At 72.5% G+C, this 18,870-nt stretch carries 15 protein-coding genes; 10 read left to right on the top strand and 5 right to left on the bottom strand.

Annotation, left to right across the window (positions count from 1 at the left end; all coding sequences use genetic code 11):
• Nucleotides 1-124 precede the first annotated feature (124 nt).
• The 5 genes from ACZ7LB_RS16370 to ACZ7LB_RS16350 form a co-directional block, all read right to left on the bottom strand.
• Nucleotides 125-1,705 (bottom strand): multicopper oxidase family protein, encoded by a 1,581-nt coding sequence (locus ACZ7LB_RS16370; RefSeq protein ID WP_471468752.1) that lies wholly within the window; start codon nucleotides 1,703-1,705, stop codon nucleotides 125-127.
• Nucleotides 1,706-1,986: 281 nt separating this feature from the next.
• On the bottom strand, nucleotides 1,987-2,352 hold the full coding sequence (locus ACZ7LB_RS16365) for a peptidoglycan-binding domain-containing protein (RefSeq protein ID WP_471468750.1): 366 nt from the start codon (nucleotides 2,350-2,352) through the stop codon (nucleotides 1,987-1,989).
• A gap of 197 nt (nucleotides 2,353-2,549) precedes the next feature.
• Nucleotides 2,550-3,110 carry a LeuD/DmdB family oxidoreductase small subunit gene (locus ACZ7LB_RS16360; protein WP_471468748.1) on the bottom strand — a complete coding sequence of 187 codons (561 nt, stop codon included), beginning with the start codon at nucleotides 3,108-3,110 and terminating at the stop codon, nucleotides 2,550-2,552.
• Nucleotides 3,103-4,404 carry a 3-isopropylmalate dehydratase large subunit gene (locus ACZ7LB_RS16355; RefSeq protein ID WP_471468746.1) on the bottom strand — a complete coding sequence of 434 codons (1,302 nt, stop codon included), beginning with the start codon at nucleotides 4,402-4,404 and terminating at the stop codon, nucleotides 3,103-3,105. Before ACZ7LB_RS16355 ends, ACZ7LB_RS16360 begins: the two co-directional genes overlap by 8 nt.
• Nucleotides 4,405-4,488: 84 nt before the next feature.
• Nucleotides 4,489-5,283, bottom strand: coding sequence for an HpcH/HpaI aldolase family protein (locus tag ACZ7LB_RS16350; RefSeq protein ID WP_471468744.1), 795 nt, complete (start codon nucleotides 5,281-5,283; stop codon nucleotides 4,489-4,491).
• A gap of 324 nt (nucleotides 5,284-5,607) precedes the next feature.
• On the opposite strand from ACZ7LB_RS16350, the gene ACZ7LB_RS16345 reads away from it, so the two are divergent.
• The 10 genes from ACZ7LB_RS16345 to ACZ7LB_RS16300 all read left to right on the top strand — a co-directional run bounded on the left by ACZ7LB_RS16345 (nucleotide 5,608) and on the right by ACZ7LB_RS16300 (nucleotide 18,720).
• Complete coding sequence (locus ACZ7LB_RS16345) at nucleotides 5,608-7,665, top strand: dipeptide ABC transporter ATP-binding protein (protein WP_471468742.1); 2,058 nt, start codon at nucleotides 5,608-5,610, stop codon at nucleotides 7,663-7,665.
• Nucleotides 7,662-8,597 carry an ABC transporter permease gene (locus tag ACZ7LB_RS16340; RefSeq protein ID WP_471468740.1) on the top strand — a complete coding sequence of 312 codons (936 nt, stop codon included), beginning with the start codon at nucleotides 7,662-7,664 and terminating at the stop codon, nucleotides 8,595-8,597. The genes ACZ7LB_RS16345 and ACZ7LB_RS16340 overlap by 4 nt, the downstream gene beginning before the upstream one ends.
• Nucleotides 8,594-9,541 (top strand): ABC transporter permease, encoded by a 948-nt coding sequence (locus ACZ7LB_RS16335; protein ID WP_471468739.1) that lies wholly within the window; start codon nucleotides 8,594-8,596, stop codon nucleotides 9,539-9,541. Before ACZ7LB_RS16340 ends, ACZ7LB_RS16335 begins: the two co-directional genes overlap by 4 nt.
• Nucleotides 9,542-9,649: 108 nt before the next feature.
• A complete protein-coding gene (locus tag ACZ7LB_RS16330; protein ID WP_471468737.1) occupies nucleotides 9,650-11,200 on the top strand; it encodes an ABC transporter substrate-binding protein in 1,551 nt (516 codons plus the stop codon).
• 33 nt (nucleotides 11,201-11,233) lie between these two features.
• The gene (locus ACZ7LB_RS16325; RefSeq protein ID WP_471468736.1) at nucleotides 11,234-12,709 is read left to right on the top strand and encodes an aldehyde dehydrogenase family protein; all 1,476 of its coding nucleotides are present in this window, start codon (nucleotides 11,234-11,236) and stop codon (nucleotides 12,707-12,709) included.
• Between the two features lie 109 nt (nucleotides 12,710-12,818).
• On the top strand, nucleotides 12,819-13,826 hold the full coding sequence (locus ACZ7LB_RS16320; protein ID WP_471468735.1) for a LysR family transcriptional regulator: 1,008 nt from the start codon (nucleotides 12,819-12,821) through the stop codon (nucleotides 13,824-13,826).
• Nucleotides 13,827-13,906: 80 nt separating this feature from the next.
• On the top strand, nucleotides 13,907-15,601 hold the full coding sequence (locus ACZ7LB_RS16315; RefSeq protein ID WP_471468733.1) for a dihydroxy-acid dehydratase domain-containing protein: 1,695 nt from the start codon (nucleotides 13,907-13,909) through the stop codon (nucleotides 15,599-15,601).
• A gap of 29 nt (nucleotides 15,602-15,630) precedes the next feature.
• On the top strand, nucleotides 15,631-16,920 hold the full coding sequence (locus ACZ7LB_RS16310; RefSeq protein ID WP_471468732.1) for an FAD-dependent oxidoreductase: 1,290 nt from the start codon (nucleotides 15,631-15,633) through the stop codon (nucleotides 16,918-16,920).
• A gap of 34 nt (nucleotides 16,921-16,954) precedes the next feature.
• On the top strand, nucleotides 16,955-18,256 hold the full coding sequence (locus tag ACZ7LB_RS16305) for an aconitase X (RefSeq protein WP_471468731.1): 1,302 nt from the start codon (nucleotides 16,955-16,957) through the stop codon (nucleotides 18,254-18,256).
• On the top strand, nucleotides 18,253-18,720 hold the full coding sequence (locus ACZ7LB_RS16300; protein WP_471468729.1) for an aconitase X swivel domain-containing protein: 468 nt from the start codon (nucleotides 18,253-18,255) through the stop codon (nucleotides 18,718-18,720). Before ACZ7LB_RS16305 ends, ACZ7LB_RS16300 begins: the two co-directional genes overlap by 4 nt.
• Nucleotides 18,721-18,870: the final 150 nt, after the last annotated feature.

The raw sequence follows: 18,870 nt of genomic DNA, 5'->3' as shown, positions 1-18,870 counted from the left end.
TGCGACGAGTAGCTGTCGTTGACCGTCCCGACGGGTGGAGGTGACGCATCGCCCCGGCGAAGGCGGGCGGGCCGCGCGGCGCCCCGGACCCTCCTCGGCCGTCAGGGCGTCAGGGCCTACGGGCCTACGGGTCCACGTACTCGACGGTCTGCATCATGCCGAGGTCCTCGTGCTGGAGCTGGTGGCAGTGGGCGATGGCGCGGCCGGTGAAGTCCTCGTACCCGACGAGGAAGGTGACGGAGTCTCCGGGGGTGCCGCCGGTCAGGCCGATGGTGTCGTGCCAGACGGGCGGGTCGAGCAGGCGGCCGTTGCGGTGGGTGAGGAGGACCGGGTTGGTGTGCAGGTGGAAGGGGTGGTTGCGGCCGTGCAGGCTCTCGTCGGTGCGGACGGTCCACCGCTCGACGGTGCCCAGGCGCAGGGTGTGGTTGACGTACTCGGGGTCGAAGAGGCCGTGGGCGGGGTCGCGGGTGGGGTCGGTGTCCGGGTGGGCCGCGGGGGTCGCGCCCGACCCCAGGATGCGGAAGGCGTTGGGGAAGGCTCCGGGGAAGACGCGCGCGTCGGTGTGGAAGACCACGTCGCGGCTCGCGTCCGGGTCGGTGAGGTCCGCCTCGTCGAGGAAGGGCCTGCCCTGCGGCAGCGCGGTCGGCAGCGGCATCGGCGGCTCGACGGGCTCTCCCGTGACCTCGACCGTCATGAGCGGTGCGGGCAGCCCCTCGGCGCGCAGCTCGTACCGTCCGGGCGTCGCGCCGCGGACCAGGACGTCGGCCCGGTTGCCCATGGCCAGCTCCAGCCCGTCGAGCGTGACGGTACGGGGGAAGGTGATGCCGTCCTGGGCGATCTGGTGCAGCGGCAGGCGCCCCTGGTCCCCGGTGAGGCCGAGGCGCAGGGCGGTGAACGCGGTCGCGGCCACCAGTCGCCACCGCTGGACCTCGCCCGGGCGCAGTCGGAGGGTGGGGTTGACGGCGCCGTTGACGGTGAAGACGGACGGGACGCCGTTCACCCAGTCGCCGGAGGTGAAGGCGGGGACCCTGCCGTCCTTGAGCTTGAGTTCGCCGACGCAGACGACGATGTCGGCGGCGGCCCTGATCTCGGGGACCTCGTCCACGTCGCCCTCGACGACGATCACCCCGGCCATGCCGCCGACGATCTGCTCGGCGGTGGATCCGTGCAGGTGCGGGTGGTACCAGAAGGTGCCGGCGGGGTGGTCGGCCGGGATGTGGATGGTGGTCGTGTAACGCGGTTCCGGCCCGTCGGCGGCGGCCTCCTGGGCGGTGCGGGGGGCGAACTCGCGCAGCACGTTGTCGGCCTGCCCGGACGGGGAGACGTGCAGGCCGTGCGTGTGCAGGTTGAAGCTGTTGGGGTGGTGCGGGACGTTGTGGCCGCCCGTGTGGGGCGGATTGGGCGGCAGCCCGTTCACCTGGGTCAGCCGCAGGACGCCCCCGCACCGCGTGCGCAGGGTCGGCCCCGGGATCGCGCCGTTGTACGCGCGGGTCGTGATGCGGCCGTGGCCCGGTACCGTCACCTCGGCGAACCGGACGTCGAGGACCTGCTCGGTCACCGCCGGGCCGGCCGCCGGCAGCGGGAGCGAGACGGCCGGCTGCGGAAACGGGGTCGTGGTCCGCGTGCGCCGCCCGGACGGGGGCGCCCAGGCCGCCGCCGCGAGGCCCGCGAGGGGGAGGGCCTTGAGCACGGATCGGCGCCCCACTCCATGAATATCTCCCATAACGGGACAATCTACGTCACGGCGTATCGGGGATCCCGACGGCACGCCAGGACCGCCGGGGGAGCGGGCGGCCCGTCGGAAGGCCGGTCCGGGCGGCGGTGGAGTGCTCCGGGGCGCGGACGCCCGGCCGCCGGGAAGGGCCGGGAGGCCGCTCCGCGCGCCTGGGGTGGGGTGGCGAGGTCCGCGCGGTGCGTTCGGCGCGCTGTCCCCGCCACGCGGCGCCAGGCCGGCCGGCGCCCGCCACCCGGAGAGGGCGCGAACCCTCAGCCCGGATAGGGGTCGTAGCAGTCCTGGGCGGGGTAGTAGAGGGCGTTCCAGGTCTTGGCGCCGATGACACCGTCCTTGGTGAGCCCGTGACAGCCCTGGATCCACTTGATCTTCTTGAGGGTGTTCGCGCCGAAGACGCCGTCCACGGTGAGCTTGGGGACGCCGCCCCAGACGTTGGTCAGGCACTGGGCCTGCTTGACGGCGGCACCGGTGGAGCCGCTCCTCAGCACCGGCCTGTTGCTGGAGGGGGTGTGGGAGCAGCCGCCCGGGACGGCCGCGGCGGCACCCTGGGGTGCGACGAAGCCGGCCAGGCCCAGCGCGAGGGTGGCGGCCAGGGTGGCGGCGGCGGTTCGACGCCTCACGGGGGAGTCCTCTCGTCGGCGGGCCACGACAACCCTGTCGTGGACGTGGACGGAACCCTAGGGGCCGTGCTCCTCCCGGGGCAGGGCGCACGGGGCGCATCGAGCGGCGCGCGGGGCGTGGTTGGCCGGAAGAGGGCCGACCCCCGCATCCGGGCTTCCCGACGGCGCTGCCCCGGGCTCTGCGCGCCCGGCCCCGCCTACGAGGCGGCCGGCGGGTGGATTCCCCGGGCGGCCAGGCGCTGGGCGATCACCTTCAGCATGCCGCCGGCCCGGTAGATCTCCTTGACGCTCTCCGGAGTCTCCGGGAGCGGGAGTTCGCCGCCCCTGGTGATGTTGCGGACGAGGTGGGCCGTCTCGTCGATCTCGATCCGGTCGCCGTCGGAGACCAGATCGGTGATGCCGGGAACGAGCACGGTCGGGAGCGCGAGGGCGATGCTGTTGCGTCGGTGGATCCGGGCGACCGACTCGGCGAGGACGAAGGAGATCCCGCACAACTGCAGTGCCTCGACGGCGCTCTGGCGGGCCGAGCCGCAGCCGAAGTTCTCCCCGGCGACGAGGACGTCGCCCGGTCGGACGCCCTCGGTGAAGTCGGGGCGCAGGCCGCGCAGACAGTTGATCCGGAGGGTGTCCCGGCGGTCCTTCCCGACGAGACCGCCGCCGGCGAGCTGGTTGGTGTCGACCGAATCGCCGATCCGCCAGACGCGTCCGATGTGGGGGGTGTGCTCGCCGGCGGGTGCGGGGGAGACGGACTCAGGCACGGGTGGCTTCCTTCCGGGCGAGATAGGGCGTCGGGTCGGCGATCCGGCCCTCGATCGCCGAGGCGGCCACGACGGCGGGGGTGGCCAGGTAGATCTGTGCGTCGGCGGTCTGCGAGCCGCCGAACCGGCCGCGGTAGTTGCGGGTCGTGGAGCTGATGCAGGTCTCCTCGTTGAGCACGATCCCTGGCGACTGGCAGATCGAGCAGCCGGGGTCGACCACCTGCACGCCGGCGGCGAGAAGGGTGCCGATGTATCCGGCCTCGACGCTCCGGCGGTACACGGTCATGGACGCGGGCGAGACGTAGAAGCGCACGCCGGGAGCCACCTGGCGGTCCTTCATCACCTCGGCGACGGCGGCGATGTCCTCGATGCGGCCGTTCGCGCAGGAACCGACCCGGGCCTGGTCGATCCTGATGCCGGCGACCTCGTCGACCGGGACCACGTTGTCGAAGCGGAAGGGTTTGGCGACCTGGTAGCCGATGGTGTCGCAGTCGATCTCGATGACCCGCGTGTACTCGGCCCCCTCGTCGGGCGCGACCGGCTCGAAGGGCTTGTCGGTGACGGACCGGACGAACTCCAGCGTCCGGTCGTCGGCGGGGAACACGCCGAACTTCGCCCCGACCTCGACCGCGTGGTCCGCGATCGTGAGCCGGGTCGCGATGTCCATCCGCTCGATGAGCGGGCCGGTGAACTCCAGCGCCCGGCCCTGCGCGAACGTCTCGCCGTACCGCCCGGCCAGATGGAGGATGACGTCCTTCCCGGTCGGCACGGTGCTGCCGTTGAGGACGATCCTGATCGTCTCCGGAACGGTGAAGGGCAGCGAACCGAAGGCCCAGACGTATGCCGCCTCGTCCGTCCCGATCCCGGTCGAGACGACGTTGATGCCGCCGTAGGAGATCGTGTGGGAGTCGCAGCCCACGACCAGCTCACCGGGGCGCACGAGGCCGTGGTCGAGCATCATCTGGTGGCACACGCCGGGCTCCGAGTCGATGAAGTGCGTCAGCCCGAGCCGCTCCGCGTCGCGTCGGGCGGCGAGGTTGGTGTAGGCGCCGGTGACATCGGTCGGTGGCTGGACGTGCTCGCTCATCACGAAGACCCGGTCGGGGTCCCACACGGTCGGCGGCCCGTCGGGAAATCCGATCTTCCTGTAGGCGTTGCGGAAGAACTGGTACATCACGACGAGGAGACCGTCGATGTCGGCGTCGACGACGTCGCCCGCGCGCAGGGCCCTGCCCGAGCGGCTGTGACGGCTGAGCACCTTCTCGGCGATCGTCTGGGGGAAAGCGTCTGGCATGTCCGTCCTTCTCTGGGGGACGTGTGGCTGTCGGAGGGGGCGGGCCGCCGGTGGGGCGGGCCGCCGGGTCGCCGGGCGGCGGTGTCAGAGGCCGTCCTCGATGGCCCGGCGCGCCTGGACGAGGCCGCCGCGCAGGAGACCGAGGTCGCTGGCCGTGGTCAGGAAGCGGACCCCGGCCCTGATCGCCGCCACCTGGTAGGGCGGGCGCGGGACGCCGCCCGCGCCCGGGATCAGGCCGTTGCGGTCGGCGGCCCCGACGACCCGTTCGAGGGCCTCGGCGACGACCGGATGGTCGTACTGGCCGGGCAGCCCGAGATCGGCGAGCAGGTCGTTGATGCCGAGGTAGAGACCGTCGACACCGGGGACCGCGGCGATCTCCTCCGCCGCTTCGAGCCCCTCCCGGGACTCGACCATGCAGAAGACCAGGACCCCGGTGTTCTCCGCCGCCATCTGCGCCGTCGTCGGGACGTGCCGGTAGCTGGAGTGGATGGTGAATCCGGCGAGCGACCGGCGGCCGACCGGCGGGTACTTCGTCACCCGCACCAGCTCGCGGGCCTCGGCCGCCGAGACGACGTCCGGGGCCACGATCCCGAGCACACCGGCGTCGAGGAGCACGGAGATGTCGGGGTCGCGCACCGAGCGGACCCGCACGAACGGAGCGACGCCGCAGCCGAGGGCGACCTGTGTGATGGCGCCGATCGACTGGAGGTCGAGCAGGGCGTGCTGCGCGTCGATGTAGAGGAAGTCGTGCTCCGTGGCGCGGGCCAGTTGGGCGATCTCGCCGGACCGGACCGCGCGAACGTTGATGCCGTAGGAAACTCCTCCGCGAGCGATCCGCTCCGCCACCGGATTGCGGACCGTGAAATCCTCGTCAACCACGTCTACCCTTTCCGCCGGGCCATATCATAAATATGAATGATGGTCACCGGATACGGAGATCCGTCTCTCGGCCCACCCTGGGCAGCGTCTTCGAGTGAAGACGGCCGGGCACCAGCATCACCTCGGGCTCGAATTTAGCCAAGGCATCAATGCGATTTATATCGGACCATAGTTTGAATACATGCCTTGTCTGTCATGCCGGGAAGCCGCAGGGTGAGGGTCAATTCCACGAGTCCGAGGAAGTGATCCATGTCCCTCCGTTCGACGGCGCCCGATCCGGGCGGCACATCGGACCCTCGTGACGGCGCCGCGCGGAGTACGCCCGTGCTCTCGATCGAGGACCTGCACATCGTGTTCGGTGCCGGCGATCAGGCCGTCACCGCGGTTCAGGGCGTGACCTACGCGGTCCACCCGGGCGAGACGCTCGGAGTGGTCGGCGAGAGCGGCTCCGGCAAGTCCGTCACCGTGATGGCCGCGCTCGGACTGCTCGGGTCCGCCGCGCCGGCCAGGGTCTCCGGGCGCGTACTGCTCGACGGGCGCGACCTGTTGGCGATGTCCGCGCGGGAGCGCCGTGCGGTGCTCGGACGCGATGTCGCCATGGTCTTCCAGGACCCGGTCTCCGCGCTCAACCCGGTGCAGCGGACGGGCGACCAGATCGCGGAGATGATCCGGCTCCACGACCGCGGGGTGTCCCGGCGGGACGCGCGGCGCCGCGCCGTCGAACTCCTCGACCTGGTGGGCGTCCCGCATCCCGAGGTGCGCGCCCGGCAGTACCCGCACGAGTTCTCCGGCGGCATGTGCCAGCGCGCGGTCATCGCCCTGGCCATCGCCAACGGGCCGAAGGTGCTCATCGCCGACGAGCCGACCACCGCCGTCGACGTCAGCGTCCAGGCGCAGTTGCTCGACGTCCTGCGGACGGCGGCCCGGGAGACCGGCGCCGCGACCGTACTGATCTCCCACGACATGGGGGTCATCGCCGAGATGGCCGACCGGGTGTGCGTGATGTACGGGGGACGGGTGGTGGAGACCGGTCCGGTGGACCGGGTGTTCGAGCACCCGCGGCACCCCTACTCCGAGGGGCTCCTGGCGTGCATACCGCGGCTCACCGATCCGGCCGCCAGACTGACCCCGATACCCGGGCGGCCGCCCACGCCCCGTCAACTCGGTGCCGGCTGCGCCTTCGCGGAGCGGTGCGCGCACCGCGCCGGGCGCACCCGGTGCCTCACCTCCCGGCCCGGACTCGTCGTCGTGGAGGGCGGCGGCCGCGGCGCCGTCACCGCCGCGTGCCACTTCCTGGACGAGCGCGCCGAGCCGGCCGTGCGCGGCACTGCGGTGGTGAGCGCCGCGGCGCCCCGGCCCAGGGACGCCCCGGCACCGCTCCTCGAGGTCCGCGGCCTGACGAAGGAGTACCCGATGCGCTCGGGGCCGCTGGGCCGGAGGACCGGGACGGTCCGCGCGGTCCGCGGGCTCGACCTCACGATCGACCCCGGCGAGACCCTCGGACTCGTCGGTGAGTCGGGCTGCGGGAAGTCGACGACGTCCCGTCTGCTGATGCGACTCGAGGAACCGACCGCCGGTTCGGTCGTCTTCGACGGCGAGGACGTCACGACCGCGTCCGCCGGCGGGCTGCGGGACCTGCGGCGCCGGATGGCAATGGTGTTCCAGGACCCGAAGGCCTCCCTGAACCCGCAGCTGTCGGTCGGAGCCAACGTCGCGGAGCCGCTGCGCCTGGCGGGAGGCATGAGCCGCGAGGCGAGGCACACCCGCGTGGCCGAACTCTTCGACCAGGTCGGACTGGCCCGCCACCACCTCGGCCGCAAACCCGCGGAGCTCTCGGGCGGCCAGCGTCAGCGCGTCGCGATAGCACGGGCGCTGGCCCTGCGTCCCAAGCTCGTGATCATGGACGAGCCGGTCTCGGCGCTGGACGTGTCGGTGCAGGCGCAGGTGCTGAACCTGCTCGCCGACCTGAAGCGGGAACTCGGCCTGGCCTACCTCTTCGTCAGCCACGACCTGAGCGTGGTCCGCCACGTCAGCGACCGGGTCGCCGTGATGTACCTGGGCCGCATCGTGGAGGTGGCCGACCGCGACGACCTCTTCGAGCACCCCCAGCACCCCTACACCGAGGCGCTCCTCCGCTCGGTGCCGAGCCCCGACGTCGGGACGGCCCGCGGCGCTCACCGGGTGCCGCTCCAGGGCGACCCGCCGAGTCCGGTCGACCCTCCGCCGGGATGCTCCTTCCGGAGCCGCTGCCCGCTCGCCGAGGACGTGTGCGGTACCGAGGTCCCGTCGCTGCGGATCCGCAACCACCTGCCCAACCGGGTCGCCTGCCATCTGGTGGGTGCCGGCGACGCGGCCGTCCTCGGGGCCGGAGCGCGCTCATGACCGCCCGGAAGGAGACCCTGGACCCGCCCGCCCGGGACGTCGACACGGAGGCTCCGCCGCCGACCGCCGCTCCCGAGCCGCCCGCTCGGGGCGTCCTCGCCACCCTGGCGCACGACCGCCGGGTCCACCTCGCCCTCGGCCTGCTGGTCCTGCTGGCCCTCGGCTCCTCCCTGCTCCCGTTCGCGCTCGGCCTGGACCACGCCGAGCAGAGCGCCCGGGTGCTCCAGGGCCCGAGCGCCGGGCACTGGTTCGGGACCGACGAGTTCGGCCGGGACAACGCGGTCCGCGTACTCGTCGGCGCGCGCTCCAGCCTCACGGTGGCCTTCGGCGCGGCGCTGTTCGCCATGGTGATCGGAGTCGCGCTCGGTCTGGCGGCCGGCTACTACCGAGGTCCCGTCGACGCCGTCTCGATGCGCGCCCTCGACGTGCTGCTCGCGCTCCCCGAGGTCGTCCTCGCACTGGTGATCATCGCGGTGCTCGGCAACTCCACCCTCAACCTGGTGATCGGCATCGGGGTCGCGTTCGTCCCGATCTTCGCCCGCGTGACCCGGGCCGGCGTGCTGGGCATCCGCGAGCGGGAGTTCGTCGTCGCGTCCCGGGCGATGGGGGCACGCCACCACGACACGATGACGCGCACGATCCTGCCGAACGTCCTCGGCCCGGTCGTCGTGCAGTTCGTGATCACCGCGGCGGTCGCCGTCGTCGTCTCGGCCGCCCTCGGCTTCCTGGGTCTCGGCCCGGCGGCCCCCACGCCCTCCTGGGGCGGAATGATGCAGACCGCGAAGTCCTACCTCCACCAGAACCCCTGGTACGGCATCGCTCCCGGACTGGCCCTGGTCACCACCGTCCTCTGCCTGGAACAGCTCGGAGCGCGGGTACGCGTCGCCCTCGGCGCGGAGAGCGACGGAGCCGGAAGGAATGATCGTCGATGATCGGCTTCGTCCTGCGCCGACTGGCGCAACTCGCCCCGGTGCTGCTCCTGGCCGCTCTGGCGGTCTGGGCCCTGGTCTACGCCCTCCCCGGCGATCCCGCGGCGGTCCTGGGCGGCGTCAACGCCAGCGACGAGGAGATCGAGTCGATCCGGCAGCGGCTCGGGCTCGACCAGCCGATCTGGCAGCAGTTCCTCACCTGGTGCCGGCACGTCGTGACCGGTGACCTCGGCACCTCGATCACCTCGGGCCACTCCGTCACCTCCCTCCTGGGGACCGCCATTCCGGCCACCCTGCAACTCGCCGTGCTCGCCATGGTGGTCGTGGTCGTCGTCGCCGTACCGCTCGGCACCGTCGTCGCACTCGCTCCCCGGAGCCCGGTCGGGCGCATCGTCAAGGGCCTTCTCTCGCTGGGCCTGGCGACCCCGCCGTTCTGGCTGGGACTCCTGCTCATCCTGGTGGTCAGCGTCCAGCTGAGGATGCTCCCGGCCGTGTCCCGGTACGTTCCCTTCTTCGAGGACCCCTCCGGGGCGCTGCGGAACAGCCTGCTTCCGGCGCTCGCGCTCGGGCTCTACTCCGGCGGCGTGCTCGCGAGGTTCGTGGCGTCGTCGCTGGCGGAGGCCATGCGGAGCGACTACGTGCGGACCGCTCGTTCCAAGGGCGCCTCCGAGGCCCGGGTGGTCGTGCGGCACGCGATGCGCAACTCGATGCTGCCGGCGCTGACCGTCGGGGCGCTGCAACTCGGCTTCCTGATCGGCGGGGCCGTCGTCATGGAGGTGCTCTTCAACTACCCAGGTGTGGGCAAGCTGATGTTCACCGCGGTCAACGGGCGTGACTACGCCTCGCTCCAGGCGTCGATCGTGTTCGTCGTCGTGGTCTTCCTCCTCCTCAGCCTCCTGGTGGACCTCCTCTACGCGGTTCTCGACCCGCGCATCCGGCTTCGCTAGCCGTCCGTCCTCCCCCCGGCGACGGGTCCGCCCGTGTGCTCCCGCACGCCCTCTTCCTCGAAGCGCGGTCGACGCGTTCGAGTTCGGAATGATCGGAGTCACAGCACCATGGTCAACACCACCAGCCGCCACACCCGGGGCAGACGTGGTCCCGCCCGCGCCCGGACCGCGCTCCCGATCGCCGTCGCGCTCGGTGTGTGCCTCACGGCCTGCGGCGGTTCCGCCGACGGCGCGGACGGCACCCTCACCCTCGGTGTCGGGCAGCCGTTCGCGGACTTCGACCCCTACAACGGGGCGCCGGCGAACAACATCATGGCGAGAACCCTCTACTCGAATCTGATCGAGTACGACGAACACCTCGAGCCCGCACCCGACGCCGCCACCAAGTGGACGATCGCGCCGGACCACAAGTCGGTCACCATCACCCTGCGCGAGACCAGCTTCAGCGACGGCACGCCACTGACCTCGGCGGACGTCATCGCCGGCATCGAGCGCGCGACCGACCCCGAAACGGCCCTGACCGTCGGGGGAGTCTCGTCGTTCATCGCCTCCTCCGAGGCCGTCGACGAGCACTCGGTGAAGGTGAACTTCAAGGCCCCGACCGGTGAGGACCGCGTCCTGGACTGGATGTTCTACTTCCCCGTCGTGCAGAAGGCCGGAAACGACCCGGAGAAGCTCAAGACCCGGCCGGCCGGCTCCGGCCCCTACCTCCTGGACTCCTACCAGCCCGGCGACCAGATGGTGCTGAAGGCGAACCCGGACTACTACGACGCCGCGGGGGTGAGGACCGAGAAGGTCGTCTACCGGTTCTTCAACGACCAGGACAGCCTCGTGGCGGCCCTGCAGTCCGGGGACGTGGACGGCACCGCCTTCCAGGAACTGCGCTACGACGCGCAGCTCAAGGAGCGGTACCAACTGGTCGACGGCTCGGAGTCGGCCGGCACGATGCTCTTCTACCTGAACCCGACCACGGCGCCGTTCGACGACGCCGACTGCCGCCGCGCGGTCATGCGGGCCGTCGACCGCGACAAGATCCGCAAGACCGTCCAGAACGACTCCGGCACCTCCGTCCCCGGCCCCTTCCCGCCCTCGTCCCCGGCCTACGACGCCGCGCTGATGGACGAGGTCGGCTTCGATCCGGCCGCGGCCAGGTCGGGCATCGCCACCTCCTGCTCCGGCAGGACCGCGACCGCGGTCGTGCAGCCCTCACCGGGCGTCTCCCAGGGCCTCACCATCGTGCAGGCCGACCTCGCCGCGGCCGGATTCGACCTCAAGCTGCAGAACGTGGACAGCGCCAACTTCGCCACCCAACTCCGGGACGGCAAGGTCCAGTCGGCCATGTTCATCACCGTCAACCCGTTCCGCAGCCCGGCCAGCCTGGCGACCAACCGCGGCTTCAGCGGCGGCGAGGGGAACTACTGGTGGAAGGGCGGGACCGTCCCGGCCGACTACCGCAGGGCGCTGTCCGCGGAGCAGGAGGCCATCACCCCCGAGCAGCGGAGGGCGGCCGACGCGCAGTTCAACCGGGCGCTGCTCGACAACTCCTGGACCACCGGCATCTACACCCAGGTGACCCGCTTCGCGATGGCCGAGAACGTCAAGGGGTTCCGGGTCAACCCGGTCAACCACCTGATCCTGAACGACATCACCACCAACTGATCCCGACCGGAGTTCGGAGAGGAGCGAGACGACATGCTGCACCGCGTCACCGCCGGTGACACGCTGACCGGCATCCTGGCCGAGGGCACCCTCCTGATCGGCGGCACCTGGACCAGGTCGGCCGACCGGGACACCATCGAGGTCGGCGACCCCGCCTCCGGCGGGCCGCTCGCCGCGGTCGACCGGGGACGGTCCGCCGACGTCGACGCCGCGGTCGGGGCCGCGCGGGCGGCGCTCCCCGCCTGGCGCGCCGAGAGCCCCGCCGTACGGGCCGACCTCCTGCGGGCCTGGGGGGATCTCGTCGACGCCCGGGCGTCCGATGTGGACGGGATCGAGCGGCTCGACGTCGGCCGGCCCCTCGCCGCGCCGCCCGTGCTCGGCAACGCGATCAGGTACTTCGCGGGCCTGGCCGACAAGATCCACGGGCGCTCGCTGCCGACCCGGTCGACGTCGACGCTCGCGCTGACCGTGCGCGAGCCGTACGGCGTGGTGGGCTCGATCATCCCGTGGAACGCCCCCGCCTCGGAGTTCGTCAACGACGTGGCGCCCGCGATCGGCGCCGGCAACACCATCGTCGTGAAGCCGTCCGAGGAAGCGCCCCTGGCGCCGCTGCTGCTGGCGCAGCTCGCGCTCGACGCGGGGATCCCCGCCGGAGTCGTCAACGTCGTGACCGGATACGGCTCCGAGGCCGGGGCCGCGCTCGCGGGTCACCCGGGCATCGGGCGGATGAGCTTCACCGGGTCCCCGCGGACCGGGCGGGCGGTGATGGCGGCCTGCGCACGCAACATCACCCCGCTCCACCTCGAACTGGGCGGCAAGACCCCGCAGGTGGTCTTCGCGGACGCCGACCTCGACGCCGCGCTGCCGCACCTGGTGCGCAGCATCACCTTCAACACCGGCCAGATCTGCGTCGCGGGCTCCCGCGTCGTCGCCGAGCGCGCGGTCCGCGACGAACTGGTCGAGCGGCTGGCGGAGGCGTTCGACCGGATCCGGATCGGCACCTGGGACGAGCCCGCCGACATGGGCCCCCTCATCAGCGCACGGCAGCTCGGCCGCGTACGGGAGTACATCGAGGCCGGCGTCGGTGAAGGCGCCCGGCTCGTCACCGGCGGCCCGGAGACACCCGAGGGCTTCCCGGCGACCGGCCACTTCGTCCGGCCGACCCTCTTCGACGACGTCGACCCGGGCATGCGCATCGCGCAGGAGGAGATCTTCGGCCCGGTGCTCGCGGTCATCCCGGTCGACGGCGAGGCCGAGGCGATCGAGGTCGCCAACGGCACCGAGTTCGGACTCGCCTCCTCCGTGTGGACCCGCGACCTCGGCCGCGCCGTGCGGGTGAGCCGGGCGATCGAGGCGGGTCACGTCCACGTCAACACCGTGGGCTCCTCGGGCATCATCGGCGCCCCGTTCGGCGGCTACAAGTCCTCCGGCTTCGGCCGCACGCTCGGCGTCGGAGCGGTCGAGGAGTACACCCAGACCAAGACCATCTCCTTCGACGGGAGCCTGTGATGACGGCCCGGGACGGTGGCCGACACGACGCCGGGAGGGGCGGTCACGCCGGGGATAGCATCCGCCGAAGTGGGCCGGCCGGGCCCGCTGCGGCTGACTGACCGCGGGCATGACGCACCCGCGCACGGCCGCCGGGCCGCCCCTGGGAGTACGTATCGCCATGTCGCCGCTGGCCGATCTCGATCTCAACCTCGTCGTCTTCCTCCGCGAGCTGCTTGCCGAACGCAACGTGACGCGGGCGGCGCAACGGATCGGGGTGACCCAGCCGGCCGCGAGCGCGGCGCTCAAACGGCTGCGCAAGCACTTCGGCGACGAACTCCTCACCCGCACCCTCGACGGCTACGAACTGACCCTGCTCGGCACACAGCTGGCCGCTCAGGTGGAGCCCATCCACGTGGCGCTCGAGGAACTGTTCGCCACGATGAGCGGCTTCGCGCCGCTCTCCACGGAACGGGAGTTCAGCCTCCTGGTCGCCGACTACGCCACCTTCGTGATCGGCAACGCGCTGGCCCGACGGCTCGCGGCGGAGACGCCCCGGGCCCGGCTGCACCTGACCACGGTGCGGGAGACGATGACCACCCATGTCAGCCGCTCCGTCAAGGTGATGGACGGCGTCATCGCACCACCGGTGCGGCAGCTTCAGGTCTCCGAGGTCCGCTCCAGGCTGCTGTTCGTCGACGAGTGGGTGTGCCTGGCCGCCGCGGAGACCGACCTCTGCGACCGGCCCACGCGCGAGGAACTGGCGGCGCGGGCGTGGGTCCTGCCCTACCACCGGGGCGGCGCCTCGGTCTCGGACGCGCCGACGACTCGGGTCCTGGACCGGATCGGCATCCGCCCCCAGGTCGCGGTGCGGGTGGAGAGCTACATGCTGGTCCCGCTGCTGGTCCCGGGCACCAACCGGGTCGCGCTCGTCCAGCGCAGGCTGGCCGAGCACCACGTGGCCCAGGGCCTGGCCGTGCGGATCCTCCCGGTGCCCGGCGAGCCGCGCGCCATCGAGGAACGCCTGTGGTGGCACGAGAGGTTCGACGACGACCCGGCGCACCAGTGGTTCCGCGAGGCACTCGTCTCGGCGGCCGCCGAGGCCACCGGCCCGGCAGCCGGGCCCGGCACCGGCTGATCACCCCCGTACGCCCCCGCTTCCGACCCGGCCGGGCATCCCCGGCCACCGGACGCGGTCACCAACGAAGGAACGATGAGATGTCCACCGAGCTGCGCAGCAACCATCCGATCGGGTCCCCCCGCTGGGCGACGACCCGCACACAGTGGAAGGCACTGGGCTACGACGACGAGGAGATCCGGCGGCCCAAGATCGCCATCGTCAACTCCTCCTCCGGACTCGCGCCGTGCTTCGCCCATCTGGACGAGATCGCGGAAGTGGTCCGCCGGTCGGTGTACGACGCCGGCGGGCTGGGCTTCGAGATCCGCACCGTCGCGCCGACCGACTTCGTCATGGCCGCCGGCCGGGGCGGCGGCCATGTGCTCCCGGGCCGCGACCTGGTGTCGTTCGACATCGAGTCGGTGGTCGAGGGCGGCATGCTCGACGGGATGATCTGCCTCGCGTCCTGCGACAAGACGACGCCAGGACAGCTGATGGCGGCCGCCCGGACCGACGTCCCCACCGTGATCGTCGCCTGCGGCTACCAGAGCTGCGGTGTCCTCGACGACGGCCGCCGCGTCGACATCGAGGAGGTCTTCGCCGACGCCGGCAAGCTCGCCGCCGGTGCCATCGGCTTCGACGACCTGTGCCGGATGTCCGACCGCGCCATCACCGGCCCCGGCGTGTGCCAGGGCATGGGCACCGCCAACACCATGCACATCGTCGCCGAGGCGCTCGGGATGGCCCTGCCCGGCTCGACCCCCACCCGGGCCAACGGCGAGACGATGTGGGAGGCGGCGAGGGCCGCGGGCCCGGCCGTCCTCGCCGCGGTCGAGGCGGACCGCCGCCCCAGCACGGTGATGACGCCGGCCGCGTTCCGCAACGCGGTGACGACGGTCATCGCGGTGAGCGGATCGATCAACGCGGTCAAGCACCTGGAGGCGATCGCGGCGGAGCTGCCGCACGACATCGATGTCCACCGGCTCTTCGAGGAGATCGGACGGGAGGTCGGGCCGATCACCGCGGTCCAGCCCAACGGGCCCACCACCATCGACGCCTTCGACGCCGCGGGCGGCGCCCGCGGCGTGCTCCGGCAGCTCGGCGGGAGGATCGACGGCTCCGCCCTCACGGTGACGGGCCGGACCATGGCCGAGGCCGTCGCCGGGGCGATCGTCGACACCCGGGTGATCCACGCCGAGCCGATGCGCCCCGACTCCACCATCGTCCTGATGCGCGGCAACCTGTGCGCCGACACCGGCATCGTGAAGCTGTCGGTGACGGAGAACCGCGCCCGCGCCTTCCGCGGCCCGGCCCGCGTCTTCGAGTCCGCCCCCGAGGCCACCGGGGCGATCGAACGCGGCGAGGTGCTGCCGGGCGAGGTCCTCGTACTGCGGGGCCTCGGCGTCACCGGCACACCGGGCATGGGCATGGCCTCCGGCGTGGTCTTCGCGCTGAACGGCGCCGGCCTGAGCGAGCGGGTGGCCTTCGTGACCGACGGACAACTCTCCGGCCTCGTCAACAAGGGCATCGTCGTCGGGGAGATCTCGCCCGAGGGCGGAGTGCCCGGCCCGCTGGGGGTCGTCCGCACCGGTGACGCGATCGCGATCGACGTCCCGAACCGCACCGTCGACCTGCTGGTCGACGACGAGGAGCTGAACCGCCGGATCGAGGCGTACGCCGGGACCCGCGCGCCCCGGACCTGGCCCGCGCGGCCCGGCTCCTGGCTCGGCGTCTACGCCGGCGCCGTGGAGCCCCTCGACCGGGGCGCCACACTGCGCCGGACCGCCGCCAACTGACCGAACGAACACCTGGAGAACCCGACACCATGCCCCACGCCCTGTCCGATCTCGTCGTCCACTCGGTCACCAAGCCGGCCGGCCACCCGGCCGAACACCTCGACGCCGACATCCTCGTCGTCGGCGCCGGCATCGCCGGGCTCTCGGCCGCCATACAGGCGCGACGCCTCGGCCGCGACGTCGTCCTCGTCGACGCGCTCCCGGTCCTAGGCGGCCAGTGCGTCAACTCGATGATCGGCCTCTTCTGCGGGATCTACGGCAACGCGCCCGACTACCGGCAGCTCACCCACGGGATCTTCGGCGAGCTCTTCGAAGCGCTGGAGAAGACGAACGACATCCACCACCGCCGCACGCACACCCGCACGGTCGTCTACGACGAGGTGGCCCTCGGCCGCTGGTTCGAGAACACCGTCCAGGAACTCGGTATCCGGGTGGTCCTCGGCGCCTCCGTCAGCGCCGTCGGGATCACGGACGGAGTCGTCGAACGGGTCGACCTCGCCACCCGCTTCGGTCCCCTGAGCGTCACCGCCCGCGGTGTCGTGGACGCGACCGGGGACGCGGCGCTCGCCTGGGAGGCCGGACTGCCCTGCCAGGTCCCCGACCGCACGGTCTGGGGATCCCAGCAGATCCGTCTGGAGGGACTCGACGAGTCCTCGAACCCCGACCCCTCCGAGCTGGTGGCCCGGGTCGACGAGAAGGCCGCCGAGTACGGTCTGGTCCGCCGCGACGGGCTCGCCTTCTTCTTCCCCGGCCGCAACACCGCGGTGATGAACATGACCCACGTCGAGTCCCCGCTGGGCGCCGTCGAGGCGTCCGAGGCGCAGTTGCGCGGCCGGGCGCAGGCGGACCGCGTCGTGGAGTTCCTGCGGCGGGAGTTCCCGGCGGCGTTCAAGGACGCCAAGGTCCGCGCCTACGGGTTCCCGGGTCGCCGGCAGGCCCGCTGGCTCGCCGCCGCACACCAGCTGACCCTCGACGAGGTGCGGCAGGGGACGCGGTTCGACGACGCCGTCGCCCGCACCGCCTGGCCGGTCGAGCTGCACGACCGGGTCGAGGGCTACGTCTGGGAGACCTTCGGCCCCGACCACGTGCACTACGTCCCGCTGCGCAGCATGCTCTCGCCGCAGGCGCGCAACCTCGTGGCGGCCGGCCGCTGCGTCGACGGGGACGCTGCCGCCCTCTCCAGCGTCCGGGTCATGGGGCCGTGCTCGGCGATGGGACTGGCCGCCGCCCACGCCCTCGACCTGACCCTGGGCGGGGACGTCCACCGGGTCGACCCGGCGGCACTGCGCGACCGCGTCCGCGAGAACGTCGAGGACTGAGGATGCCGGGGAGACGGGAAGGAGGAGAAGGCCGATGGTCGCTCTGACCGACGAGGAGAGGGCCATGCGCGACGGCCGCGACGGCGATGCCGTGGCGGCGGCGATGGACCTGCTCATCAGGTACGCCGACGCGCTGGGCGCCGAGCACCTGTGCGAGACCCGCAACGTGGCGGGGACCAACACCCAGCCGTCGCCCGCCAAGACGCGGCTGTACGAGGAGGGCGGCTGGTCCAGGGCGTTCGCGGTGCTCAGCCTCGACTGCGACGACGACATCGAGGTGCCGCGGATGAGGGTGCCGACCTGCCAGCTCCAGCACGGCTTCGGCGAGGAGGCGCGCGGGATCATGCCGTACCCCGGGCGCAGCATCGAACTGCAGGCCGACGCCGAGTCGTTCTACAGCTCCAAGGGCGTCAACGTGCTGGCCACCTGCACCCCGTACCAGGTGGGCAACCTGCCGACCTACGGTGAGCACATCGCCTGGATGGAGTCCTCGGCGGTGGTGTACGCCAACGCGGTACTCGGCGCGCGCACCAACTGCGAGGGAGGCGCCTCGACCGGTTCGGCGAGCATCACCGGCCGGATCCCGTGCTGGGGCAACCACCGGGTGGAGAACCGCTACGGCACCCATCTGATCGAGTCCGGGCTGGAGATGACGGGCAACCAGGACTGGGGCCTGTTCGGCTACTTCGTCGGCGACGCGGTCCAGGAGGCGCGGCCGGTCATGACCGGCCGCCTCGGCCGGGCCGACCTGGCGGACCTGAAGCACTTCGGGGCGGCGGCGGCCTCCTCGGGCGGCGTCGAGATGTACCACATCCCGGGGCGCACCCCCGACGCGCCGACCCTGGAGGCCGCCTTCGGCGGCGCCGCCCCGCCCGGGCCGCTGCGCTACGGCGAGGCGGAGCGCCGCGCGGTGTACGAGTCGCTCAACTCCATCGGGAGCGGCGAGGACGTCGACTTCGTGCTGATCGGCTGCCCGCACGCCTCGCTCGAACAGATCGGCCGGGTCGTGCGGGCGCTCGACGGGCGCACGCTGTCATCCGGGACCGAGCTGTGGGTCATGACGCCGCGCGCGCTGCGCACCGTCTCGGACCGCAACGGGTGGACGGCGGTCATCGAACGCGCGGGCGGACGGATCCTGACCGACTCCTGCCCGGCCATGTCACGCGTGGCGCCGGAGGGCACCCGGGTGTTCGCCACGGACTCGGCCAAGCAGGCGCACTACCTGCCGGCCATCCTCGGTATCGAGGCGTGGTTCGGCACCACCGAGGAGTGCGTCGACGCCGCCGTGACCGGTCGCTGGCGCGGCGCGCTGGCTCCCGCGGCGGTGGTCCGATGAGCGGCACGGACGGGGCGGGCGGCGCCGCGGACACCCCGAGGCTCGTGCTCCGCGGGCGCGGCATCGTGCCGGGGCGCGTCGGGGGAGAGGCCCTGGTCTCCCACGAGACCCTGTCCGGCTGGGGCGGGATCGACCCCGCCACCGGCACCGTCATCGAACGCAGGCACGAGCTGTACGGCGTCCGCTTCACCGGGAAGGTCCTGGTGTTCCCGGGCGCGAAGGGCTCCTCGGGCTGGTCCGGCTTCTTCCAGGCGACCCGCCTCATGGGCACCGCGCCGCTGGCCATGGTCTTCACCCACCTGACCACGAAGGCCGCCCTCGGCGCGATCGTCACCCGCGTCCCCGCCGTGACCGGTCTCGACGGCGACCCGGTCGCCGGGATCGCGACCGGTGACTGGGTGGTGGTCGACGCCGACGAGGGCACGGTGGCCGTGCACGGTCCGCGGCCGGGGCGTGCGGGGTGAGGACGGACGGGCCCCGCGCCGCCCGCCCGGTGGACGTCCGCCCCGCCGGTGCGGTCGCTCCCGCCGGGGGCGGTCGGCCCGGCCCCGGTCCCGCCGTCCCGCCCGCTGCGGAGGAGACCCGCGCGGGCCGGTACGCGCAGCCCCGCGCGG

It is taken from the genome of Streptomyces sp. NPDC107521, from assembly GCF_055598485.1.
This window is presented reverse-complemented; position numbering and strand designations above follow the sequence as displayed.